Source organism: Ochrobactrum sp. PL_is501, from assembly GCF_055816895.1.
Map to the genome: position 1 here is coordinate 469,090 of NZ_JBVPGR010000040.1, position 22,482 is coordinate 491,571.

Here is a 22,482-nt window from a genome sequence, read left to right on the forward strand (position 1 = left end):
ATTGCTTAGCCTTCGGGCGGCGCTACCACAGCAATCGTCAGCCAGGTTGCGGTTAGCGCGGGCTTCAGCGAGTTTTCGATTTCCAGCGTCACATCATAGTGATTGACCACGCGACCGGACGGACGGATATCCGCATCCGCCAGCTTGAAGCGGGCGCGCACGCGCGAACCCGTCTTGACCGGCGACATGAAGCGCAGCTTGTCGAAGCCGTAATTGATGCCCATCGTGGCGCCTTCCAGCATCGGCAACGCTTCATAGGCCAGCGTCGAAAGCAGCGACAGCGTCAGGAAACCATGCGCGATGGTGCCGCCAAACGGCGTTTCCTTGGCGGCGCGTTCCGGATCGACATGGATGAACTGATGATCGTCGGTCGCATCCGCGAACTGGTTGATCATTTCCTGCGTGACTTCGCGCCACTCGGAACATCCGATTTCCGTGCCGATTGCCTCGCGCAACTGGTCGAGCGTGATTGCGTCTTTCATTCGCTGGCTATTCCTGCTGATGTGATTTGCCTTGTGTTTAACCAATAAAGCTCAGGCGGCAACCAGAATTTCCCGTGCTATATCGTTCCAATGCGAGAAAACCTGATGCGCGCCCTTGCCCGCCAGTTTTTCCGCATGGCCCTCATAGGTGTGTCCGCCGCCCGTATAACCGAATGCCGTCATGCCCGCAGCGATGGCTCCTTCAACGCCAAAAGGCGAATCCTCGATCACCACGCAACGCGCCGGATCGACGCCCATTTTGTCGGCTGCAAACAGGAACAGGTCTGGCGCAGGCTTGCCGCGCTTGACCATGCTGGACGAATAGACCGCATCGCCGAAATAGTGGCTGATGCCGGTCTTTTCCAGGCTGAACGCTATGCGCTCGGGTTGTGACGAGGACGCCACGCAGCGCTTCTGCGGCAACTCGCGCAGGAAGTCGGCAATGCCGACGGTCGGCTGCAAGCCTTCGGCAAACAGGATTTTCGTCGCGGGCCAGAACTGGCTCGTCGCCTCCTCCGGCAGGCGATGCCCGGTCATATCCTCGATCATCTTCATGATATCGGCCTGCTTCATGCCAATGCCCTTGGCAACCGTGCCCTGCGGCAGCTTCATGCCGTGGTCGGCATAGACCTGCTCGAACGCCAGACAGGAAAGCGGCTCGCTATCGACAAGCACACCGTCGCAATCGAAGATCACGAGATCGAAGGGGGATACGCTGCTCATTTTGGCTCCAGTGACATGCCTATTTTGTCGCGCAGTTTGGAGGTGCGCGTCCCTCGGTGTTGATATAGAGACTGTTCATCTATTACGCACCTATATCAACACAAGCGTGACAAAATTACCTCGCTTGCTGGGTTCTGAGATTTTGCGGAGATTTTCATGACGACAAATGTGGCACTGGTTGGACTGGCGCGTGATCTCGCGGCGCGGGCCGAAACCGGCAAGCCGATCCGCATCGGTCTTATCGGCGCTGGCGAAATGGGCACCGACATTGTAACCCAGGTTGCGCGGATGCAGGGCATCGAAGTCGGCGCGCTCTCCGCCCGCAGGCTGCCGAACACCTTCAAGGCTGTCCGCACCGCCTATGGCGACGAGGACAACGCGCAAGAAGCCGCCACCGAATCCGCAATGACCCGCGCTATCGAAGCGGGCAAGATCGCCGTCACCGACGACAACGACCTCATTCTTTCCAATCCGCTGCTCGACGTCATCATCGATGCGACAGGCATTCCGGAAGTGGGTGCCGAGACCGGCATCGAGGCCATCCGGAACGGCAAGCACCTCGTCATGATGAATGTGGAAGCCGATGTCACCATCGGGCCATATCTCAAGGCCGAAGCCGACAAGCAGGGCGTGATCTATTCGCTGGGCGCAGGCGACGAGCCTTCATCCTGCATGGAACTGATCGAGTTCGTTTCCGCCATGGGCCACAAGGTCGTGGCTGCTGGCAAGGGCAAGAACAATCCGCTCAATTTCGATGCGATCCCCGACGACTATCAGGAAGAGGCCGACCGCCGGAACATGAATGTCCGCCTGCTGGTGGAATTTGTCGACGGCTCCAAGACGATGGTTGAAATGGCGGCCATCGCCAACGCCACCGGGCTTGTGCCGGATGTTGCAGGGATGCACGGCCCGAAGGCCGCAATCGACGAATTGAACCGCACGCTGATCCCGAAGGAAGACGGCGGCGTTCTCAACAAGACAGGCGTGGTGGATTATTCCATCGGGCGCGGCGTATCGCCGGGCGTCTTCGTCATTGCCAAGATGGAACATCCGCGTCTGGTCGAGCGTCTGGAAGACCTGAAAATGGGCAAGGGTCCCTATTTCACCTTCCACCGGCCGTTCCACCTCACCTCGCTGGAAGTGCCGCTGACGGTGGCGCGCGTGGTGCTGCACGGCAAGACCGACATGGTGCCGCTGCCGAAGCCGGTGGCGGAAGTCTGCGCCGTCGCCAAGAAGGACTTGCGGCCCGGCGACCAGCTCGATGCCATCGGCCAATATTGCTACCGCTCATGGATCATGACGACGCCGGAAGCCCGCGCGGCCAAAGCCATTCCCTGCGGCCTGCTGCAGAACGGCACGGTCCTCGCGCCGATCCGCAAGGGCGAACTCATCACCTATGCCAACGCGGCCCCGAAGCCCGGCTCGAAGATAGCCGAACTGCGTGCATTGCAGGACAAGATGTTAGGGCAGTAAGGCAGTAAGGCAGTAGGGCAATATGTTAAGGGAGTAAGGCGAATAGGGGGAGCATGTTTGCAAGTCAAACATACTGCCCTACTGCCTTACTGCCCTATTGCCTTCCCTTAGTGATCCAACGCCTTCACAATGCTCTCCACCATCTTCTTCGCGTCGGCAAAGAGCATCATGGTGTTGTCGCGGAAGAACAGCTCGTTCTCCACGCCTGCATAGCCGGAGCCCATGCCGCGCTTGATGAACAGGACCGTGCCCGCCTTGTCGACATCAAGGATCGGCATGCCGAAGATCGGTGACTTCGGATCGGTCTTCGCCGCCGGATTGGTGACGTCGTTCGCGCCGATCACGAAAGCCACGTCGGCCTGCGCGAATTCCGAATTGATGTCTTCCAGTTCGAACACTTCATCGTAAGGCACGTTGGCCTCGGCCAGAAGCACATTCATATGCCCCGGCATACGGCCCGCGACCGGGTGGATGGCGTATTTCACTTCCACGCCTTCGGCCTTCAGCTTGTCGGCCATTTCCCGCAGCGCGTGCTGGGCCTGCGCCACCGCCATGCCATAGCCCGGCACGATGATGACCTTGGAAGCGTTCTTCATGATGAAAGCCGCATCGTCGGCAGAGCCCTGCTTGACCGGACGCTGTTCGACCTCGCCAGCCGGACCGCCGGACGTATCGCCGCCAAAGCCGCCGAGAATGACCGAGATGAACGAGCGGTTCATGCCCTTGCACATGATGTAAGACAGGATTGCACCCGACGAACCAACCAGCGCGCCGGTGATGATCAGCGCCAGATTGCCAAGCGTAAAACCGATGCCCGCCGCTGCCCAGCCCGAATAGGAGTTGAGCATCGAAACGACCACCGGCATATCCGCGCCGCCAATCGGGATGATGATGAGAACGCCGAAGGCTAGCGCCAGAAGCACGATCAGCCAGAACACGAAATGGCTTTCGGTGTTCGTCAAAACGACGATCAGAAGCACGATAGCGGCGGCCAGAGCCGCATTGATGACATGGCGGCCCGGCAGCATGATCGGCTTGCCCGACATGCGGCCATCAAGTTTCAGGAAGGCAATGATCGAGCCGGTGAAGGTGATCGCGCCAATCGCCACGCCCAGCGACATTTCGATCAGCGCCTGACCGTGAATCTGCCCCACTTCGCCAATCCCGAAGGAATGCGGGGAATAGAGCGCGGCTGCGGCCACCAGAACGGCGGCAAGGCCGATCAGCGAGTGGAAGGCTGCGACAAGCTGCGGCATGGCCGTCATGGCGATGCGGCGCGCGATGACAGCACCGATGCCGCCGCCAATGGCGATGCCAATGACGATCAGCACAAGACCGCCAAAGCTCGGGCGCGCCAGCAACAATGTGGTGAGGATGGAAATCCCCATGCCGATCATGCCGTACATATTGCCCTGACGGCTGGTCGTCGGATGCGACAGGCCGCGCAGCGCCAGAATGAACAGCACACCGGAGACGAGATAAAGGAAGGCTGCGAGATTAACGCTCATGTTCGTTCAGCCTCACTTTTCTTTTTTCTTGTACATGGCGAGCATGCGCTGGGTGACCAGAAAGCCGCCGAAGATGTTGACGCTCGCCAGAATGAGCGCGATGAAACCGAAGCCGGTTGCCCAGCCCGAAAGAGAAAGGCCGACCGCCAGAAGCGCGCCCACCACGATCACCGATGAAATGGCGTTGGTAACGGCCATCAGCGGCGTATGGAGCGCAGGCGTGACCGACCAGACGACATAATAGCCGACGAAGATCGACAGGATGAAAATCGCAAAGCGGAACACGAACGGATCGATTGCGCCGCCCGATGCGGCATGCGCGGCAGCCGCCGCCGCATCGCCCAGACCGCCAGCATTTTCCGCCGCCTGACGCACGGCATCCGCTGCCTGATTCAGGCTCTCAAGAGCTTTATCGAGATTTGTATCGGCCATTATGCCTCTCCTCCATCAGCTGGAGTTTTGGGGGAAGACGGGGTCTTCGGGGCTTTAGCTGGTGTTTTCTTGGCAGGCTTCGCTGCCGCCTTCGGCGCGGCCGCCTTTGCGACCGGTTTCTCCGCTTTCGGTTTCGGCGCGGCTTTCGGTTTTACAGCTTTTTCAGCGGCCGCAGCCGGTGCCGTTTCAGCCTTGGCGAAAGCCGGATGCAGGATTTTGCCCTGATGGGTGAGAAGCGTTGCCTTCACCAGCTCGTCTTCCGGATCGATTTTCAGAAGCTTCGTTTCCTTGTCGACCAGCGTTTCGACAAAGGCGATCAGGTTGCGCGCATAAAGCTGCGAAGCGCTTGCAGCGATACGGCCCGGAACGTTGAGATGACCGACAATCTTGACGCCATTGACCTCGGCGATCTGACCGGCAATCGCGCCTTCGACATTGCCGCCGCGCTCGACCGCCAGATCGACCAGCACCGAGCCGGGACGCATGGAAGCGACCATTTCCTTGGAAACCAGACGCGGGGCCGGACGGCCCGGAATGAGCGCCGTAGTGATGACGATATCCTGCTTGGCGATGTGGTCGGCAACAAGTGCCGCCTGCTTCGCCTGATATTCCTTCGACATTTCCTTGGCGTAGCCGCCAGCGGTTTCCGCCGCCTTGAACTCGTCGTCCTCGACGGCGATGAATTTCGCGCCAAGCGAGGCGACCTGTTCCTTTGCAGCCGGGCGAACATCGGTGGCCGTCACGACGGCACCGAGGCGGCGCGCGGTCGCAATCGCCTGAAGACCGGCAACGCCCGCCCCCATGACGAATACCTTTGCGGCAGGCACGGTGCCCGCCGCCGTCATCATCATCGGCATGGCGCGGTCATAGACTTCCGCCGCATCGATAACCGCCTGATAACCGGCAAGGTTCGCCTGCGATGACAGCACGTCCATCACCTGCGCACGGGTGATGCGCGGCATGAACTCCATCGTGAAGGCCGAAATCCCGGCCTTGGCAAGCGCTGCAACGGCGTCCTCATGACCATAGGGGTCCAGCATGGCGAAGAGTGCCGCGCCCGATTTATACCTTTTCAGTTCCGCATCCGAGGGGCGGCGCACTTTCAGCACGACATCCGCCGTTTTCGCATCCGCCGCCGTGCCGATGCGGGCACCGGCTGCCGTGAATTCAGCATCGGGAATGCGCGATTTCTCACCGGCGCCTTTTTCCACCACGACATCGAAGCCGAGCGCGATGAATTTCTTCACCGTCTCCGCCGACGCCGCGACACGGCTTTCATTGGGGTCGCTTTCTTTCGGGATAAATAACGTCTGGGCCAAGCTGGTTTCCCTTTCGTGGCGTTCTTCCGGGGTTGATTCCGGTCAGGCACAGTTACGAGCTCCCGGGATGAAGCCCGTTCAAATAAACTGAACTATGAACATGCATAAAACCCCGGCACGGTGTCCCATGCCAAGGCAATCGATCAAATAGTGCGGGTTGATCCCGGCTTGCGCTTCAGTTCAGCGGCACCGCGCCGGATACTTCCATCCGGCATCGGCCATGACTAAAGAATGAACCAGGCAGCGACGCAGACTAGAATGAAAAGAACGGTCGCGGAGAAGAAACCACCAGCAAAAAAGCCGAAAGCCATGGCAATCATAAGGGCGACGAGCGTCACCGTGCTCCATTTAACCAGGCCCGTGAAACCGGCATAAGTTTTCTCATGCTCGGAATAGTCCATCGGTGCGCCAAGTTCAGCCGGAGCCGTCGTATGATGTTCTGCCATTTTAGTTCCACCCATTCAGAATTTCCGCTTATATACCGTCAGTCTAAGCGAAAATAACTGCAATCTTCAATGCGCGACGAAAGAAACCCATGCATTGACGGCATGGCTTTTCGTCGCAGCTTCCCTCTCTCCGCAGAAGCGGTTCCGCAATCTTCGTAATGCGAAACGACCCTTCTGGCTATATTTAATTGTTTAAACTCATACGCCGAGACCGGTATATTTCGCGGTCGGCAGAATTGTCAGCGGCACGGAACTGTCCCGCATATCGGCAAACATGGCGCGGCGCTCATGCGGCTGCGACTTGAAGAACGGAAAGCGCACCGCCACCGCATCGCGGATGTTACGGATGGGTGCAGCGCCGAGACCGACCCTGATCCCATAACCTTCATGCTCGCGCGCATCGGCCATGACCGAGGTGCCGAAAATGCGCTTGTAGAACGCCATATGCTCCGGCTTTACCGAAGCAAGGCATTGATCCGCCGCGAAAAATTCCGAAGCCATCGCCGCGATGCGCAAGGTGATATAGGGAATGGCCGGATATTCGCTCAACAGTTCCGGATCGGCGGCAAAGCGGGTCGGATCGACAAAATGCATGCCGCTGTTGAGCAGCGGATCAAGAATATCCGGGAAAAGCGCATAGCTGGTGCCGCGCCGATGATCGGGCGTGATGTGATGGATGCGCAGCGTGCTGACCAGTTGCCCGTCCACATGAACGCCATAGACGAAGGCATGGCTGTCGCGGTCGATATCATCGACAATGGACGGCACTTCCGCCTCGTGCATCACATTGCGCGTGCGGTAGGAACGGTAGCGCAAGCGGCCGATTTCCTCGAGGTCCTCCGCATGGACGATGCGGCGATATTCCACCCGGTCGAGAAACTGCAACAGCTGTCGCGCGAAGTTGGACAATGGCGGTTTATCGCCTGTAACAGCTGTATTCGTCATGCAATCGATTTTCCGCACCCCCGCAAATCAGTGTGCAGAATATGCGCCTTTATCAGCATGTAAAGATATAACTTTGTGAGGCGCCTTCTTATAGCCCCGAGATAAACACTTCTTCGCCATAATTCGACGGGGCTTTATTGCGCGGAATGCAGGCGAATAGCGCAAAATGCGCCAATTACCGGCCAATTCACGGTTTTGCCTTAATTTGAAAACGCGCCATTTCAAAGCGGATTGGCGCTCGCCCGGATACGGGCCTGATCAGGCGAAGCTTCGTCCGCTATCGCGCCGCGCCGCAGCCTTCGCTGTCATGGCGGTGATCGCCTCGACCGGCACCGGCATGCCGAGAAGATAGCCCTGAACCAGATCGGCACCAGCCGCCACGCGGATCAGCGCGAGCTGTTCCTCGGTTTCAACACCTTCGACCGTCACGCCCAGCCCAAGCTCGTGCGAAAGCTGCGTGACGCCGCGCAGCAGCATCAGCGAGCGCCGGTCGGTGGTGATGTCGCGCACGAAGGAACGGTCGACCTTCACCTTGGTCAAGGGCAATGTATTGAGATAGCTGAGGCTGGAATAGCCGGTCCCGAAATCGTCGAGCGCGATATTGATCCCGGCATTCTTGAGCCGCTGCAACACCATCGACGTCTTGTTGCGGTCGGAAATGATGGCGCTTTCGGTCACTTCCACTTCAAGACGATGCGCCGGAAGTCCCGATTTCTGCAAGGCATTGGCGATATCGCGGGCAATATCGTTGCTCTTCAGATCGATGGCCGACAGATTGACGGAAACCCCGATCCGGTCGCCCCATGACTGGCAGTCCACACAGGCCTGCTCCAGCATGAAGCGGGTAATGTCGGTGATGATGCCCATTTCTTCGGCAAGCGGAATGAACTCGGTCGGCGGCACGAAGCCAAGCTCCGGATGTTCCCACCGCGCCAGCGCCTCACATGCGACAACGCGCAGGGACTGCGCGCTGACGATGGGCTGGTAGACGACCTTGATCTCGCCGTGACTGATGGCAAGCCGCAAATCGGCCTTGAGTTTCTGGCGCCCGCGATATTTGGTGTCCATGGCGTCAATGAAGATCGACCAGGACTTGTCTTCCCTGCTCTTGGCCTCGTAGAGCGCCAGATCGGCATTGATATGCATGCTGCCGACATCGGCCTTTTCGACATTCTCGATCGCCACGCCCGCGCTGATGTCGATGTGAACCTGATCGCCGTCCAGATCGTAAGCGCCGGACACAACATCGGTGATGTGATCCATGACGCCCGCGACATCGGCCTCGCCGCGCAGGTTGAAGACGAACACCACGAACTCATCGCCGCCGAAACGCGACGTGACGAAACGCTGCGGATCGAGCGAGTTCAAGCGCTCGGCGAACAGGCGCAGCAGCACGTCGCCGGTATGATGCCCCAGCGTATCGTTGACATGCTTGAAATGATTGATGTCGATGACGACGAGCGCCGCCTGCGTGTCCTTTTTCTGGTTGGAACGCAACGCCCGCACCATGGTCTCGAAATAATTGCGGTTCGGCAGGCCGGTCAGGCCGTCATAGCGCGCCATGTGCTGGATACGCGCTTCCGCTTCCACGCGCTGCGTCACATCCTCGAACATCAGCACCGCCCCTTCATTGAGGGTCTGATTGCCGATACATTCAATGTAACGCTGGTTTGAAAGCTGGAAAATATCGCGGGCGCGCCTGCCGAGCAGAAGGTCCTGCATGCGCACATGCACGCTTTTCAGGTCGTTCTGCGGAAACAGCCCCTTCTTGGCACAGTAGCGCAGAAGAACATCGAGCTTGCGGCCATGCAGCTTGGTATGCTCGGCGATCTGCAGCATCGCCTTGGCCTTGTTGTTGATGACCGCGATGCGCTGCTGGCTGTCGAACATCAAAAGCCCTTGCGGCATGTTGTTGAGCGCGGCATCGAAACGACCGGCCACGATGGAGAGCCGCCGCTTTCCCATGACGGCAGCGAAGAGAAACTCGCGCAGGCCGTTGGCCATCTGGATGTTGGACAGGAAATACGGGATCAGCAGCAGGCCGATGATGACGTGAAACGGCGTCCCCGCCAGAATGAGCCCGGCCAGAACCGGGATGAGCGTGCAGGCCGACATCAGGATGACGGCCTTCGCAGACGCATAATTGCGGCCCACGATGGAGACGACAGAGGCAAGCAGCACTGTCAGGCTGGCAAGTTCGGCAAAGGAATCCCGCAGCACGAAGCTTGAGAAGAAGCACAACATGCCGAGCGTCAGACACACTGCGGATGCGCCGACCAGATAGCGCGTTTCCCACCGGTCGAGATCGGCATGGGACAGCGGCTGCTGTTTTGCCTGATCGAACTTGTGCATGTCGAAGATGCGCCCGACGGCAATGATCGCGAACACGCCGGCAAAGACCAGATAACGCCAGTCCTCGGTTTTCACATAGATGACGACACAGGCTACAACGTGCGCGAGCAAGCCGAACCAGAGCGTCGTACGATTACCATACAGCGCTCTGAGAAAAGATAGCCGCACATCTGCAGGTATCTCAGGTTTACGGCTTTGCCACATTCGATGCATTTAATCCCTTATATGGGGCAGCAATATCGCACCAATGACTTAAAAATATCTTTCGGGATATTAAACCACAAGCTGTCATGCCAACCACCATAAGATGTATTCAGATGTTTTTTTAAGGAAAACCATAGACGCACAACCCCCCGCTCGTAATTACAACCAGAGGCATGTATTGTTTTAGTTGTTCTAATATTACTGAAACAGCCATGATTGGAGAACAGGACAGGTTAACTGTCGCCTTGCTGAGAATTAATCCATATTAGTCGGGATGGATATTCTGCCGCCAGAGTCCCGACTTTTAGAGAAAAATCCTGCCATCCAAGGTCCAGAAAAGGGAAATAACCGCAAAAAGCTTCCAACTTTGTCAGAGTTGATGCCCCCCGTCGACGGTGATGATCGAGCCGGTCATATAGCGGCTGGCATCGGAAGCCAGCATCAGCACAACCCCGTCGAGATCCTGCGGCTCGCCCAGACGCCGCATCGGGTTTCGCCCTTTGAAGTAGCCCCCTGCCGGGCCTTGCAGCTGTTCTTCATTGATTCGCGTTGGAAACCAGCCCGGCGAAATCGCGTTGACGCGAATATCATGCGCGGCCCATTCCAGCGCCAGCGCCCGCGTCATCTGCGTCACGCAGGCCTTGGACATGGAATAGGCGGCAGCGCCTTTCTGCGGGCGCTCGCCCAGAATGCTGGTCGTGTTGACGATGGAGCCGCCCTCGCCGCGCTCGATCATGCGGCGCGCGGCCTCCTGCGCCACGAAAAAGGCTCCGGCGACATTGACCTCGAATATATGTTCCAGCATGTCGCGCGTCGTGTCGAGCGCACGCGCCATATGCGCAACGCCGGCATTGTTGAAGAGCGCCGTTATCGGTCCGAAACGCGCTTCCGCCTCATCGAAAGCGCGCATGATTTCATCGGGATGGGTTACATCCGCCATGATTTCCAGAACTTCGCCGCCCGATGGGCAAATGCTTTCGCCTGCATGGGTGCGCGAGATCGAAATCACGCGTGCACCATGCCCGGCCAGCACATGAACCATGCGCAGGCCCAACCCCGAAGAACCACCCGTCACGGCAATCACCTTGCCCCTGACGGAGAAAAGCTGATCGTCAGTCATTCATCCCCTCAACTGCCAATCCGTCTTTATTCATTCCTAGATTATCGGGAGCAGTATTTGAACCATCTTCGACCGTAAAAATCGGTTCAAATCAACGCAATACACAGAAGGCGCGACAAATGAGCAACCGTCGGGCCGCAAGACGACACCTGTTCGTGATTGCGCGGCCCATTGCGGAGAAGTAAGTGTCAACGCAGATAAGCGCATTATCCGACTGGTGGAAACGAACATTATGCCCAAGACTTCCCGCCCTCTCGTCGCCGTGCCGACCGATGTGAAGCCGTTTGAAAACTACACATGGCATGCCGCGCCGCAGCAATATCTGTCAGCGGCAATTGATGTTGCAGGCGTAACGCCGCTTCTGGTGCCGAGCTTCGGTGACAAATTAGACCTCGACGCCATTCTGGATGCCGTGGACGGTATTCTCGTCACGGGTTCCAAATCGAATGTTCACCCCGCCCTCTACGGTGCAGAGGCGGGTCCTGCCTTCGAGCCCTATGACAATGCGCGCGATGCAACGTCGCTGCCGCTGATCCGCGCAGCCATTGAAAGGGGCGTTCCGGTGCTGGCGATCTGTCGCGGCATACAGGAACTGAACGTCGCGCTTGGCGGGACGCTGGCCACCGAAATCCAGGAACTGGAAGGCCGGATGGACCACCGTGCGCCGGAATCGGAAAGCCAGGCGGAACGCTTCGCCATCCAACATGCGATCAAGCTCAACCCGAACTCATGCCTTGCAGAAATCCTGAAGGAAGACAGCATTCGCGTGAATTCCGTGCACCGCCAGGCCATCGACAAGCTGGCCCCGCAGCTTGAAGTGGAAGCCGTTGCCGAAGACGGAACCATCGAGGCTGTCTCGGTGAAGAATGCGAAGGGATTTGTCGTCGGCGTCCAGTGGCACCCGGAATATTGGGTGCATTCCGATGCCCCTTCCCGCAGGATCTTCGAGGCGTTTGGCGATGCAGTGCGCCAACATAGGGCAGTAGGGCAGTAGGGCAGTAGGGCAGAGAAGAATGTGGTGGTTGCGGTCATGCGCAACCAAAACATACTCCCCTACTCCCTTATTCCCCTATTCCCTTAACATACTGCCTTACTGCCCTACTGCCTTATTGCCTTAACATACCGCCTTAACCCGCGCCGTCTCCGGCACCGGCGTCAGGGCCGAACCAGTGTCGAACCACGCAATGAGATTGTCGATCACCAGATCCGCCATTGCCTGACGGGTTTTTTGCGATGCGGATGCGATATGGGGCAGCAGAACCGTGTTGGGCGCATCGAGCAGCCCCTGCGAAACATGCGGTTCGTTCGCGAAGACGTCGAGACCGGCGGCGGCAATCGTGCCATTGTTCAGCGCCGCGACCAGCGCATCCTCGTCGACCAGCGAACCGCGTCCGACATTGATCAGCACGCCATCGGCCCCAAGCGCCTCCAGCACTTCCGCATTGACCGCCCTGGCGGTTTCCGCCCCGCCCGGCGCCACCAGAATGAGCGTGTCGACGGCCTTGGCAAGTTCCTTGAGGCTTGGATAATAATCGTAGCGCACGTCGCTTGCCTGACGGCGATTGTGATAGGCAATCGGCAGGCCGAATGCCTCGATCCGGCGGGCCACCGCCTTGCCGATACGGCCAAGGCCGAAAATGCCGATCTTGCGACCGCGCAGCGAAAGCTTCGACAGCGGGTAGCGGCCTTCCTTCACCCAATTGCCAGCGCGCAGGAATGCCTGCGACTTCGACAGTTCGCGCACCGTGTCGATCAGGAGGCCGATGGTCGTATCCGCCACTTCATCGGTCAGCACGTCCGGCGTGTTCGTGACCATCACATTGCGGGTGGCGGCATGTTTTGCATCCACCGCATCATAGCCGACGCCGAAATTGCCGATGATTTGCAGATTGGGCAATGCATCGATCAGCCCCGCATCGACGGTCGACATGCTGGCAATGCCCTTCACGTCCTTGGCCCACGCAGCATCGACCAGCGTTGCGTCGCCGCGCGGAATGCGGCGCACCGAAAACTCACCCGACAGGCGCTCGACGGCATAGTCGTTGAAGTTTCCGAGCACAAGAATGGTGGCATCGCGCTTGGTCATGACAATATTCCTCTGGGCAGCATGGGGCAGTTCGTTGAAGATCGGCGACCGGCCAGCCAAAGGCCGCAACCGGACCCGAAGCGGGGGAAATCAGCCGTGTTTCGGCTTGGAGGTCGATTGCCGGATATGCAGTTCCGGCTTGATGAGTTCCTGCATTGAGGAAACCTCGACGCCGTTGAGCTGATCGAGCAGCGCGCGCGCCGCGCGGCGTCCCACTTCGCGCTGCCCGTTCCAGACGGTCGTGAGCGCAGGCGTCGCAATGGCCGCTTCCTCAAGATCGTCATAGCCGGTCACGGAAATGTCCTCGCCCGGCACCAGCCCGGCGCGGGCGATGCCGTTCATCAGGCCGATGGCCGCCAGGTCGTTCCAGCAGACCGCAGCCGTCGGCTTGTCCTTCAATGCCAGAAACTGCGGCGCGACCTCAAAGCCGCCCTGCTTCGTGCGCGGCCCGGCGATGCGCCAGTCCGGGCGAACCTCAAGGCCAGCCTTTTCCATGGCCTGCACATAGCCGCGATAACGGTCGCGGCCCGTCGACGTCTGGTCGGTACCGCCGATCATCGCGATGCGCGTATGGCCGAGCGAGATCAGGTGATTGGTGGCAAGGCCGATGCCATAGGCATCATCGCCCCGGAAAACCGGCGCGTGAACGCCCTCGACACTACGCGCGATCAGCACGACCGGCAGGCCATTGTCCTCGGCAAGCTGGATATCTTCCGGCGGCGTGCCGATGGCGGGCGACATGATGACCCCGTCCGCGCCCAGTTGCAGCAGCGTATCCATGAAGGTGCGCTGCTTTTCGAGCTGGTCGTAATGGTTGGACAGGATGAAGGTCTGGCGCGAGCGGTCCAGTTCCGTTTCGATGGATTTGAGAATTTCCGCGAAGAACGGGTTCATGATGTCATGCACCACGACGCCGACAATGCCGGAGCGCGAGGTGCGCAGGCTCGCGGCGCGCCGGTTATAGATATAACCGATGGCGCGGGCATGTTCCTTGATCTTCTCGCGGGTCTGGTCGGCAACGAGGGGGCTGTCGCGCAAAGCGAGCGAAACGGTGGCTGTCGAAACACCAAGCGCATCAGCGATGGTCGATAGCTTTATTTTCTGGGCCAAGTCGCCTCCCCAAATTGGTCCGTGCCGCAGTTGGAGACGCGGCCGCAACCTGACAAGGCGGGACGCGACCGTTCGTCCTGCGAACGGTTATGCCATTGCCATCCTTGAATTGGAAGCATTTTCGATAGCACGCAACCTGAAAAGTGTTTCACGCTTTCCCGCCAAGATGCGCGTCAAAACAAATAGTTAGAGCTTGAGGATCGGCGGGCTTATTCCACCTCGTCCTCTTCCAGCACTTCCGCTTCCGGCTCTTCGGGCAGGCGCACGACGCCACGCAGCGCGAGATTGCTCTCCATCCGGCTCAACATCTTGAGGAAGGTCTTGCGGTCCTTCTTGTCGAGGCCTTTCAGCATGTCCTTTTCGGTTTTGCGAATGGATTTCTCGATCGCCTTGATGGTTTCGAGGCCGGCCTGCGTGAGATAGATATGCGACTGGCGCTGATCGGTTTCCGAGGCGCGCTTGGCGACAAAACCCTGGCTTTGCAGGCGGGCAATGGTTTTGGTGATGGTCGGCGGACGCACGCCCAGCCGCTGCGCAAGAACGCCCGGCGTCAGCCCGTCTTCCGCAGCCAGTTGCAGCATGACCGCATCCTGCCCCGCATAGAGCCCCTGCTCCAGAAGCCTGGTGGCCAGCACCGTCCGCGACAGTCTCGCCACGGATTGCAGCCGGTAAAGTACAACCGCCTTATTGTCCTTGCTCATCGCCACCTCGCCCTTTTTACGACGTCTCGCTGTAGCCCGATCGATAGTCCCGCCTGTTCTCATATCGTAAAATATTGTCCGACTTATGAAACAACAAGCGCCTGTTGCTGTCATGGCTAATGGACGTTACGCTTCCGGGCTCCGATGAAATGAATGAAGTGAGGAAAACATGACCGATCTGCGCGACCAGAACAGCAACATGATTGTCGTTCTGCCTCTTGGCGCTCACGAACAGCATGGACCTCATCTGCCGTTCGAAACCGATACGATCATCGCCGAAGGCATTGTCGCGCGCGTCAGCGATGCGCTGCCGCCCGAACTGAATGTCAACTTTCTGCCCGCACAGCCGGTCGGCTATTCCATCGAGCACATGGACACGGAAGGCACCCAAAGCCTCGCCTTTGCCGAGGCCGTGAACCAGTGGATCGGCATCGGTGAAAACCTTCACGCGGGCGGCATTCGCAAACTGGTCATGCTGAACGCGCATGGCGGAAATTCGCCATTGATGACGATTGTCGCGACGGAACTGCGCACAAGGCTCGACATGCTGGCCGTCGCCACGAGCTGGACCCGCTTCGGCCTGCCGGAAGGGCTGATTGCGCCGGAGGAGAAGGCGCTCGACATTCATGGCGGCTTCATCGAGACATCGGTGATGCTGGCGCTGCGCCCCGATCTGGTGGACATGTCGAAGGCGCGCAACTTCTCCAACGCCCAGTCACGCTATGCCGAGGAATTCAAATTCCTGCGCGCCTATGGCCCGCACGCCTTTGGCTGGAAGATGCACGACCTCAACCCGGAAGGCGTCGCAGGCAACGCGGCCGCCGCAACGGCGGAAGCAGGCGAAAAGCTGATCGCCAACGCGGTTGCCGGTTTCATCGAATTGCTGCGCGATGTCGACAGATTTGACCTTGCCCGGCTCGGTCCCGCCGTCATGGCGCGAACGTGATGTAATATTATAGCATTGCATATGGCATTCACGCCGCCCTTCCCTTATATGAATTGTCCTGTCCGAGGTTTCGGTGCCGTGCCGCTTTGTGCTGGCTGCCCCGCACCTCGATTTCCAAAAGGCCACAACTTCAAGAGGCATGACCATGAGCCAGGCTGAAGCCCAAACCGAAGCTCCGTCTGAAACGAAGACGACCACTGAAGCTGGCCGCATTCCCGTGACCGTTCTGACGGGTTATCTGGGGTCGGGAAAGACCACCCTTCTCAACCGTATCCTGACCGAAAACCACGGCAAGCGTTATGCCGTCATCGTCAATGAATTCGGCGAGATCGGCATCGACAACGACCTGATCGTCGAGTCGGACGAAGAAATCTACGAAATGAACAATGGCTGCATCTGCTGCACCGTGCGCGGCGACCTGATCCGCGTGGTGGAAGGCCTGATGCGCCGTCCGGGCCGTTTCGACGCCATCATCGTGGAAACTACAGGCCTTGCCGATCCTGTTCCGGTGGCGCAGACCTTCTTCATGGATGACGACGTGCGCGCCAAGACCGGCCTCGACGCCGTTGTCGCGCTTGTCGATGCCAAGCACCTGCCGCTGCGCCTGAAGGACAGCCGCGAGGCGGAAGACCAGATCGCCTTCGCCGACGTGGTGCTGATCAACAAGACCGACCTCGTGACGCCGCAGGAACTGGCCGCTATCGAGGCGACGGTGCGCGCCATCAACCCGCATGCCATCATCCATCGCACCGAGCGCGCCTCCATCCCGCTCGACCGCGTGCTGGACCGCGGCGCCTTCGACCTGAAGCGCGTTCTGGACAACGATCCGCACTTCCTCGACCATGATCATCCCGATCACGTCTGCGGCCCGGACTGCGATCACGATCATGACCATCATGGACACGATCATCATCACCATGCGCATGATCACGATCATCATGACCACCATCACGACCATGACCATGTATGCGGTCCTGATTGCGACCATGACCACCATCACCACGATCACGCCTCGCCGATCCACGATGTGACGGTGAAGTCGGTATCGCTCCGGGCTGGTGAAATCGACCCGGCGAAATTCTTCCCGTGGGTTCAGAACATCACCCAGACGCAGGGACCGAACATTCTGCGCCTCAAGGGCATCATCGCCTTGAAGGACGACCCGGACCGCTATGTGGTGCAGGGCGTGCACATGATCATCGAGGGCGACCACCAGCGCGCTTGGAAGGAAGATGAAAAGCGGGAAAGCCGCCTTGTCTTCATCGGGCGCGAACTCGATCCAGCCGCCCTGAAGGCCGGTTTCGAAAACTGCCAAGCCCAGTAATAAAAGCCCAGCAATAGAAGCAAAATAAAACAGAAATACCGGAAGCCGATGCCTACAGTAGCTCCGCTCGACCTTGACGGTCATTGTCTTTATGCGCGCTTTGTCGGCGGCATTCCCACCTTCGCCATGGCCGATGGCTCGATCCATCAGCTCAACAACGCAAACAGCACCGCGACAGCCCATGACGGGCTGTTGAGCGCGGCTGTTTCGGTTGACGGCAAGTCGCTCGTCACCGGCGGCGAAGACGGTCGCGTCTGCCGCACGGATGCCGATGGAACGGTGACGGAACTGGCAAGGATTCCGCGCAAATGGATGACGGCTGTGGCGGCGGGTCCGGGCGGCACGGTCGGCTTCGCATCGGGCCGCACTGCCTGGGTGCGCACCTCGGATGGCAAGGTGCAGGAATTTGCGCAGGAACGCAGCGTCGAAGGCATCGCCTTTGCGCCGAAGGGCCAGCGGCTTGCCATTGCGCGCTATAATGGCGCGACGCTGATCTGGACCGGCACGGCGGCAAAGCCTGTCGAACTGGAATGGAAGGGCGCGCATATCGGCGTGATCTTCTCGCCCGATGGCCGCTTTCTCATCACCTCGATGCAGGAAAACGCGCTGCATGGCTGGCGTCTCGAAGATGCCAAGCACATGCGCATGACCGGCTATCCGGCGAAGGTCAAGGACTGGTCGTGGAGCGCCAAGGCCAAGTGGCTCGCCACCTCCGGCGCGCCTGCGGCCATCGTCTGGCCTTTTGCTGGCAAGGACGGCCCGATGGGCAAGGCCCCGCTGGAGCTTGGACTTCGCGGCGACAGCATGGTGACATCGGTTGCCTGCCACCCGGCCGAGGACATCGTGGCCATTGGCTATAATGACGGCATGATCCTGATCGCGCGTTTTGCCGACGGCAAGGAAGTGCTGCTGCGCCGCCCCGGCAAGGGCGCAATCACCAGCATGGGCTGGGACAATGAAGGCCACCGCCTCGTGTTTGGCTCGGAGGCCGGGGATTGTGGAGTGGTTTCGATAAGAGATTAGGGCAGTAGGGCAGTAGGGCAGTAGGGCAGTAGGGCAGTAGGGCAGTAGGGCAGAGAAGGATATGGTTGGCGCGGTCATCCGCAACCAAAACATACTCCCCTACTCCCTTACTCCCCTATTCCCTTAACATACTGCCCTATTGCCCTACTGCCTTATTGCCTTTTTACCCTACTGCCCCCTTCTCGCAACCGCCGGCGCGCCATCCGGCCCGAGCGACGCGACCCACTGGCTGATGGCGGCAATGTCCTTCTCACCGAGCATATGGTCCGCATCGATGGTGCGGGCATCGACCTTCGCGCCGCCGGAGCGCAGAAGTGCGGAAAGCGCTGGCGCGAACGGCGAATAAAGCTTGTCCTCCTCGCCCGTGATGGTCAGAACCCGCGCCTTGCTCAGATTGGCAGCAGGCGCATTGTCCAGAACCGGCATCGAGCGCATCAGGACAGCGCGCTTCACCAGATCGGGATGCAGCATCATTGTCGCCGCCAGAAGATTGGCGCCGTTCGAGTAGCCCACGAAGGTCGCATGGGTGAGATCAAGCTCCTTGTCGTCGGCAAGGCGCGTCAGGAAAGTCACGAAGGCATTGGCTTCAAGCTTGATGTCCTTCTGGTCGAACTTGACCGGCGTGATGCGCTTGTACCAGCGCGTGCCGCCATCCTGCATCACGCGGCCGCGAATGCCGAGCAGCGTGGCGCGCGGCCAGATCTTGGTCGCCAGCGGCACAAGGCTGGTTTCATTCCCGCCCGAACCATGCAGCAGGATCACCAGCTCGTTCGAGGCGTTTTCCGGCTTGTAGAAGCGGTGGATGAACTGCTTGCTGCGCGAAAAATTCTGTTCAGGCGTCGTGTCCGTATCCATCTTCTTCTCGCGCATTGTCACGCCTTCACCCAGCTTGGGAGCGCCCTGCTCTTCCTTCATCGACGCAGCAATTGCGTTCAGGGCCTTGCCCTGACCGTTCGTCGAAACAGGCTGTCCTTCGGCCAGAGCCGAGCCCGCCGTCACCGTGAATGCAGCTGCCGCCAGAGCGGCCATAAACATCTTCTTTACCATGATCTCAACATAGCCAATGAGACGTTAACGAAGGTTTGAAGGCAGCTCTTCCCGGGTGCGTCCCCACCCCTGCCGGCGATAGCGAATTTCAGTCCGAAGTCACTCCTTCGGTTGCGCTAATGTAATGCGGTTAACAGCAGAGTTTTAGCGAGAATATGGCAGAATGCACGAAAAGTTACATCGTGTTACAATTCTGTTACGCCATCACGCGACCTCAACAATGCGTGAACAACTCTCTGTCCGCAAATTATCCATGCTTTTGACGCCTTTACGTGGAATCATATCTGCAACTTGAGAGGCAACCGTTGGAAGCGGGCCAATTGTTTTAATGGGAGTGACCATGAGCAGCTTCAAACCGGGGCGATTTTCATCCGCCCGTCTCACTTATGATGCGGTGACGCCCAAAAGCCTCTATCTCAACCGCCGCTCCTTTATGGTCGGCGCCGGTGCCCTTGCCGCTGCCGGTATCGCATCTTCCGCCTTTGCCGAACCGCTGAAAGCCAAGACTTCCGCCTATAAGGTGGACGAGAAGCTGACGCCGCAGGAAGCTGTCACCACCTACAACAATTTCTATGAATTCGGCACCGACAAGAGCGACCCTTCCGCCAATTCCGGCAATTACAAGCCGCTGCCGTGGAAGCTGACGGTCGACGGTCTCGTCAAACAGCCGAAGGAATTCGACATTCAGGAGCTGATCGCGAAAATGCCGCTTGAAGAGCGCATTTATCGCATGCGCTGCGTCGAGGCGTGGTCGATGGTCATTCCGTGGATCGGGTTTCCGCTTTCAAGCCTTCTGGCGCAGGTGGAGCCGCTTGGCTCCGCCAAATATATCGCCTTTACCGGCGTCGTGCGTCCGGAAGAAATGCCGGGCCAGACAGGTCTCTTTCAGGTTCTCGACTGGCCATATATCGAGGGCCTGCGTCTCGACGAGGCCAATCATCCGCTGACCATTCTTTCCGTCGGCCTTTACGGCGAGACATTGCCCAATGCCAACGGCGCGCCGATCCGGCTCGTGGTGCCGTGGAAATACGGTTTCAAGGGGATCAAGGCGATCACCAGGATCAGCTTTGTCGAAAAGCAGCCGCCCACCTCGTGGCAGCAGCAAGCCGCCAATGAATACGGCTTTTACGCCAATGTGAACCCGGAGGTCGATCACCCGCGCTGGAGCCAGGCGACGGAGCGGCGCATCGGCGAAGGCGGTTTTCTGGGTTCGGGCCGTCGCCCGACACTGCCCTTCAACGGTTATGGCGAGGAAGTCGCATCGCTTTATGCGGGCATGGACCTGAAGGTGAATTACTGACATGACGGCTGCGACCCGGACAGAGCGGAAGAAAACAACCCGGCCCGGCGAATGGAAAATCTGGCTGCTTTATGCGGTCGGTTTCGTTCCGGCGGTCTGGACCTTCTATCTGGGCGCAAGCGGCAATCTTGGCGCCGATCCGGTCAAGACCTTCGAACATACGCTCGGCCTGTGGGCGCTGCGCTTTCTGATCCTCACCCTCATGGTGACGCCGATCCGCGATCTGACCGGCATCGCCTTTTTGCGCTACCGGCGGGCGCTCGGCCTGCTCGCCTTCTATTATGCGCTGATGCATTTCGCCACCTATATGCTGCTGGATCAGGGCCTGAACATTTCCGCCATCGTCACCGATATTGTGCGGCGGCCCTTCATCACCATCGGCATGGTGAGCCTTCTGCTGCTGGTGCCGCTGGCGCTCACCTCCAACAACTGGTCGATCCGCAAGCTCGGGCGGCGCTGGAACAGCCTGCACAAGCTGGTCTATGTGGCCATCGCGGGCGGCGCGATCCATTTCATCATGTCGGTGAAAAGCTGGCCCGCAGAGCCGGTCATCTATGCCGGGATCGTCGGCGCGCTTCTGCTGTGGCGTCTGGTGCGCCCGCACGCCCGCAATCGCAAGCCTGTTGCCGCTCCGCGCGGCCAAGCAATCGCGGCAAAGAAATAAGCTTCCATCGGGAGCCATTTTTAAAAACTTCTAATATAGAACCTAAATTTCCCGTCCCAACGCTTACCCCCATGACATGACGATGCAAATCATGTCAGTATCGCCGCGATTTCCGCACATGGAATAGTTCCAGGCGGCGGCAACTGACGAATATGGAATGCATATGTCTTCTCTCCTGAAATCGGCTCCCGTCCGCATCGCAGGCAAATTCGTCTTCATTTTATTCGCTCTCGTCTTTGCGGCATGGGCCAGCCTCGCCATGTGGTTCCAGCTACCCTTTGGCGATGCCGTGCGCGGATCGATCATCGCCGCCTGGCTTCTGATCACGCTTGGCGTCCTCTTCGGAGAAAGACAATATAGCTGCTGGCGCAAGCGGCTTTTCTTCAGCGTTCTGGCTGTTCTGACGCTGCTCGCATGGACCACCGTGCGCCCTTCCCTCAACCGTATCTGGGCGCCCGATGTCGCCCGCACGGTGACGGGAAAGATCAATGGCGACATCGTGACCCTTTCCAATGTCCGCGATTTCATCTGGCGCACGACGGAGGATTTTACGCCCAACTGGAAAGAGGAAACCTACGATCTCGGCAAGATCGCGACGGTGGACGTCTATCTGTCCTACTGGTCGAGCCCGGCGATTGCCCATACGCTTCTCTCATTCGGCTTCGAGGATGGCCGTCATGTGGTGTTTTCCGGCGAAATCCGCCGCGAGCATCACGAGGTCTATTCACCCATTGCCGGTTTCTTCCGCAAATATGAGCTGGCGATGATTGCCGCCGAAGAACGCGACATCGTTTACCTGCGCACCAATATCCGCAACGAAAACGTCTTTCGTTACCGCGTGAACCTGCCGCCCGCAGGCGCGCGCGAACTCTTCCTGTCCTATGTGAAACTTGGCAACGAGCTGGCCGAACAGCCGAAATTCTACAATACGCTGACCGCGAACTGCACCACCATCATCTACCAGATGGCGCGGGTGCTGGACCCCACCTTCCCGTTCGACTACCGCATTCTCCTGTCGGGCTACCTGCCCGGCTATCTCTACGACCATGGCTGGCTTGAGAATGGCGGCACGCTGGAGGAGGCGCGGCAACGCGCATCGATCGATGCAAAGGCGCTCGCGGGCGGACGCGACGGCTTTTCGGAACGCATCCGCGAATAGAGCATTTTCGAGCCAAAAGTGCGAAGCGCCTACGCGACTGATTTCCGATCCCGCTTCGATGCGCAGGATAAGGCGTAAAAACATAAGGATAGAGCGGTTCTATGGAACCGCTCTGGAA

The 22,482-nt window shown here is 59.0% G+C and carries 21 protein-coding genes; 8 read left to right on the top strand and 13 right to left on the bottom strand.

All coding sequences use genetic code 11. The features are described from left to right. Nucleotides 1-5: 5 nt before the first annotated feature. Both AC0TOF_RS21725 and AC0TOF_RS21730 read right to left on the bottom strand, forming a co-directional pair. Nucleotides 6-482: a MaoC family dehydratase gene (locus tag AC0TOF_RS21725; RefSeq protein WP_122001410.1), complete on the bottom strand. Its 477-nt coding sequence runs from the start codon at nucleotides 480-482 to the stop codon at nucleotides 6-8. A 51-nt stretch (nucleotides 483-533) separates the two neighbouring features. Further along, a complete protein-coding gene (locus AC0TOF_RS21730; RefSeq protein ID WP_122001411.1) occupies nucleotides 534-1,205 on the bottom strand; it encodes an HAD family hydrolase in 672 nt (223 codons plus the stop codon). A 156-nt stretch (nucleotides 1,206-1,361) separates the two neighbouring features. Here AC0TOF_RS21730 and AC0TOF_RS21735 point away from each other — a divergent pair, with 156 nt between their 5' ends. After that, the gene (locus AC0TOF_RS21735; RefSeq protein WP_473769764.1) at nucleotides 1,362-2,678 is read left to right on the top strand and encodes a 1-deoxy-D-ribulose 5-phosphate reductoisomerase; all 1,317 of its coding nucleotides are present in this window, start codon (nucleotides 1,362-1,364) and stop codon (nucleotides 2,676-2,678) included. A 107-nt stretch (nucleotides 2,679-2,785) separates the two neighbouring features. On the opposite strand, the gene AC0TOF_RS21740 is transcribed toward AC0TOF_RS21735, so the two are convergent. The 7 genes from AC0TOF_RS21740 to AC0TOF_RS21770 form a co-directional block, all read right to left on the bottom strand. After that, complete coding sequence (locus tag AC0TOF_RS21740; protein WP_473769765.1) at nucleotides 2,786-4,186, bottom strand: NAD(P)(+) transhydrogenase (Re/Si-specific) subunit beta; 1,401 nt, start codon at nucleotides 4,184-4,186, stop codon at nucleotides 2,786-2,788. Between the two features lie 12 nt (nucleotides 4,187-4,198). Continuing rightward, complete coding sequence (locus AC0TOF_RS21745; protein ID WP_122001415.1) at nucleotides 4,199-4,618, bottom strand: proton-translocating transhydrogenase family protein; 420 nt, start codon at nucleotides 4,616-4,618, stop codon at nucleotides 4,199-4,201. Continuing rightward, a complete protein-coding gene (locus AC0TOF_RS21750; protein WP_473769766.1) occupies nucleotides 4,618-5,937 on the bottom strand; it encodes a Re/Si-specific NAD(P)(+) transhydrogenase subunit alpha in 1,320 nt (439 codons plus the stop codon). The genes AC0TOF_RS21745 and AC0TOF_RS21750 overlap by 1 nt, the downstream gene beginning before the upstream one ends. A 224-nt stretch (nucleotides 5,938-6,161) precedes the next feature. Continuing rightward, nucleotides 6,162-6,383: an aa3-type cytochrome c oxidase subunit IV gene (locus AC0TOF_RS21755; protein WP_112585500.1), complete on the bottom strand. Its 222-nt coding sequence runs from the start codon at nucleotides 6,381-6,383 to the stop codon at nucleotides 6,162-6,164. Nucleotides 6,384-6,581: 198 nt separating this feature from the next. Further along, nucleotides 6,582-7,328 carry an N-acyl amino acid synthase FeeM domain-containing protein gene (locus AC0TOF_RS21760; RefSeq protein ID WP_122001417.1) on the bottom strand — a complete coding sequence of 249 codons (747 nt, stop codon included), beginning with the start codon at nucleotides 7,326-7,328 and terminating at the stop codon, nucleotides 6,582-6,584. 258 nt (nucleotides 7,329-7,586) lie between these two features. Further along, nucleotides 7,587-9,884, bottom strand: a complete 2,298-nt coding sequence (locus AC0TOF_RS21765) for a putative bifunctional diguanylate cyclase/phosphodiesterase (protein WP_473769849.1) — start codon at nucleotides 9,882-9,884, stop codon at nucleotides 7,587-7,589. Between the two features lie 370 nt (nucleotides 9,885-10,254). Continuing rightward, complete coding sequence (locus AC0TOF_RS21770) at nucleotides 10,255-11,004, bottom strand: SDR family NAD(P)-dependent oxidoreductase (RefSeq protein WP_473769767.1); 750 nt, start codon at nucleotides 11,002-11,004, stop codon at nucleotides 10,255-10,257. A gap of 232 nt (nucleotides 11,005-11,236) precedes the next feature. On the opposite strand from AC0TOF_RS21770, the gene AC0TOF_RS21775 reads away from it, so the two are divergent. Beyond that, a complete protein-coding gene (locus AC0TOF_RS21775; protein WP_473769768.1) occupies nucleotides 11,237-11,998 on the top strand; it encodes a gamma-glutamyl-gamma-aminobutyrate hydrolase family protein in 762 nt (253 codons plus the stop codon). Between the two features lie 120 nt (nucleotides 11,999-12,118). Here the strand turns inward: AC0TOF_RS21775 and AC0TOF_RS21780 are convergent, their stop codons facing one another. The 3 genes from AC0TOF_RS21780 to AC0TOF_RS21790 form a co-directional block, all read right to left on the bottom strand. Then, complete coding sequence (locus AC0TOF_RS21780; protein WP_122001421.1) at nucleotides 12,119-13,090, bottom strand: 2-hydroxyacid dehydrogenase; 972 nt, start codon at nucleotides 13,088-13,090, stop codon at nucleotides 12,119-12,121. A 90-nt stretch (nucleotides 13,091-13,180) separates the two neighbouring features. Next, nucleotides 13,181-14,200, bottom strand: a complete 1,020-nt coding sequence (locus AC0TOF_RS21785) for a LacI family DNA-binding transcriptional regulator (protein ID WP_122001422.1) — start codon at nucleotides 14,198-14,200, stop codon at nucleotides 13,181-13,183. Nucleotides 14,201-14,409: 209 nt separating this feature from the next. Beyond that, nucleotides 14,410-14,901, bottom strand: a complete 492-nt coding sequence (locus tag AC0TOF_RS21790) for a MarR family transcriptional regulator (RefSeq protein ID WP_122001423.1) — start codon at nucleotides 14,899-14,901, stop codon at nucleotides 14,410-14,412. A 169-nt stretch (nucleotides 14,902-15,070) separates the two neighbouring features. Here AC0TOF_RS21790 and AC0TOF_RS21795 point away from each other — a divergent pair, with 169 nt between their 5' ends. The 3 genes from AC0TOF_RS21795 to AC0TOF_RS21805 all read left to right on the top strand — a co-directional run bounded on the left by AC0TOF_RS21795 (nucleotide 15,071) and on the right by AC0TOF_RS21805 (nucleotide 18,194). Beyond that, nucleotides 15,071-15,847, top strand: coding sequence for a creatininase family protein (locus tag AC0TOF_RS21795; protein WP_122001424.1), 777 nt, complete (start codon nucleotides 15,071-15,073; stop codon nucleotides 15,845-15,847). Nucleotides 15,848-15,992: 145 nt separating this feature from the next. After that, complete coding sequence (locus tag AC0TOF_RS21800; RefSeq protein ID WP_473769769.1) at nucleotides 15,993-17,171, top strand: CobW family GTP-binding protein; 1,179 nt, start codon at nucleotides 15,993-15,995, stop codon at nucleotides 17,169-17,171. Nucleotides 17,172-17,219: 48 nt separating this feature from the next. Beyond that, nucleotides 17,220-18,194 (top strand): WD40 repeat domain-containing protein, encoded by a 975-nt coding sequence (locus AC0TOF_RS21805; RefSeq protein ID WP_473769770.1) that lies wholly within the window; start codon nucleotides 17,220-17,222, stop codon nucleotides 18,192-18,194. 168 nt (nucleotides 18,195-18,362) lie between these two features. Here the strand turns inward: AC0TOF_RS21805 and AC0TOF_RS21810 are convergent, their stop codons facing one another. Then, a complete protein-coding gene (locus AC0TOF_RS21810; RefSeq protein ID WP_122001427.1) occupies nucleotides 18,363-19,241 on the bottom strand; it encodes an alpha/beta hydrolase in 879 nt (292 codons plus the stop codon). Between the two features lie 340 nt (nucleotides 19,242-19,581). Here AC0TOF_RS21810 and msrP point away from each other — a divergent pair, with 340 nt between their 5' ends. The 3 genes from msrP to AC0TOF_RS21825 all read left to right on the top strand — a co-directional run bounded on the left by msrP (nucleotide 19,582) and on the right by AC0TOF_RS21825 (nucleotide 22,364). Beyond that, entirely contained in the window at nucleotides 19,582-20,541 is a 960-nt protein-coding gene (gene msrP, locus AC0TOF_RS21815) for a protein-methionine-sulfoxide reductase catalytic subunit MsrP (protein WP_473769771.1), read from the top strand. A gap of 1 nt (nucleotide 20,542) precedes the next feature. Further along, on the top strand, nucleotides 20,543-21,205 hold the full coding sequence (msrQ, locus tag AC0TOF_RS21820; RefSeq protein ID WP_473769772.1) for a protein-methionine-sulfoxide reductase heme-binding subunit MsrQ: 663 nt from the start codon (nucleotides 20,543-20,545) through the stop codon (nucleotides 21,203-21,205). Between the two features lie 163 nt (nucleotides 21,206-21,368). Then, complete coding sequence (locus tag AC0TOF_RS21825) at nucleotides 21,369-22,364, top strand: Lnb N-terminal periplasmic domain-containing protein (RefSeq protein ID WP_473769773.1); 996 nt, start codon at nucleotides 21,369-21,371, stop codon at nucleotides 22,362-22,364. The last annotated feature ends 118 nt before the right edge of the window (nucleotides 22,365-22,482 follow it).

Bases quoted from the DNA above. Each gene is read 5' to 3' on its own strand.
- AC0TOF_RS21770 (WP_473769767.1), bottom strand. From the start codon at position 11,004: ATGACTGACGATCAGCTTTTCTCCGTCAGGGGCAAGGTGATTGCCGTG.
- AC0TOF_RS21780 (WP_122001421.1), bottom strand. From the start codon at position 13,090: ATGACCAAGCGCGATGCCACCATTCTTGTGCTCGGAAACTTCAACGAC.
- AC0TOF_RS21740 (WP_473769765.1), bottom strand. From the start codon at position 4,186: ATGAGCGTTAATCTCGCAGCCTTCCTTTATCTCGTCTCCGGTGTGCTG.
- msrP (WP_473769771.1), top strand. From the start codon at position 19,582: ATGAGCAGCTTCAAACCGGGGCGATTTTCATCCGCCCGTCTCACTTAT.
- AC0TOF_RS21755 (WP_112585500.1), bottom strand. From the start codon at position 6,383: ATGGCAGAACATCATACGACGGCTCCGGCTGAACTTGGCGCACCGATG.
- AC0TOF_RS21825 (WP_473769773.1), top strand. From the start codon at position 21,369: ATGTCTTCTCTCCTGAAATCGGCTCCCGTCCGCATCGCAGGCAAATTC.
- AC0TOF_RS21760 (WP_122001417.1), bottom strand. From the start codon at position 7,328: ATGACGAATACAGCTGTTACAGGCGATAAACCGCCATTGTCCAACTTC.
- AC0TOF_RS21725 (WP_122001410.1), bottom strand. From the start codon at position 482: ATGAAAGACGCAATCACGCTCGACCAGTTGCGCGAGGCAATCGGCACG.
- AC0TOF_RS21775 (WP_473769768.1), top strand. From the start codon at position 11,237: ATGCCCAAGACTTCCCGCCCTCTCGTCGCCGTGCCGACCGATGTGAAG.
- AC0TOF_RS21805 (WP_473769770.1), top strand. From the start codon at position 17,220: ATGCCTACAGTAGCTCCGCTCGACCTTGACGGTCATTGTCTTTATGCG.
- AC0TOF_RS21795 (WP_122001424.1), top strand. From the start codon at position 15,071: ATGACCGATCTGCGCGACCAGAACAGCAACATGATTGTCGTTCTGCCT.
- AC0TOF_RS21810 (WP_122001427.1), bottom strand. From the start codon at position 19,241: ATGGTAAAGAAGATGTTTATGGCCGCTCTGGCGGCAGCTGCATTCACG.
- AC0TOF_RS21730 (WP_122001411.1), bottom strand. From the start codon at position 1,205: ATGAGCAGCGTATCCCCCTTCGATCTCGTGATCTTCGATTGCGACGGT.
- AC0TOF_RS21790 (WP_122001423.1), bottom strand. From the start codon at position 14,901: ATGAGCAAGGACAATAAGGCGGTTGTACTTTACCGGCTGCAATCCGTG.
- msrQ (WP_473769772.1), top strand. From the start codon at position 20,543: ATGACGGCTGCGACCCGGACAGAGCGGAAGAAAACAACCCGGCCCGGC.
- AC0TOF_RS21765 (WP_473769849.1), bottom strand. From the start codon at position 9,884: ATGTGGCAAAGCCGTAAACCTGAGATACCTGCAGATGTGCGGCTATCT.
- AC0TOF_RS21745 (WP_122001415.1), bottom strand. From the start codon at position 4,618: ATGGCCGATACAAATCTCGATAAAGCTCTTGAGAGCCTGAATCAGGCA.
- AC0TOF_RS21735 (WP_473769764.1), top strand. From the start codon at position 1,362: ATGACGACAAATGTGGCACTGGTTGGACTGGCGCGTGATCTCGCGGCG.
- AC0TOF_RS21800 (WP_473769769.1), top strand. From the start codon at position 15,993: ATGAGCCAGGCTGAAGCCCAAACCGAAGCTCCGTCTGAAACGAAGACG.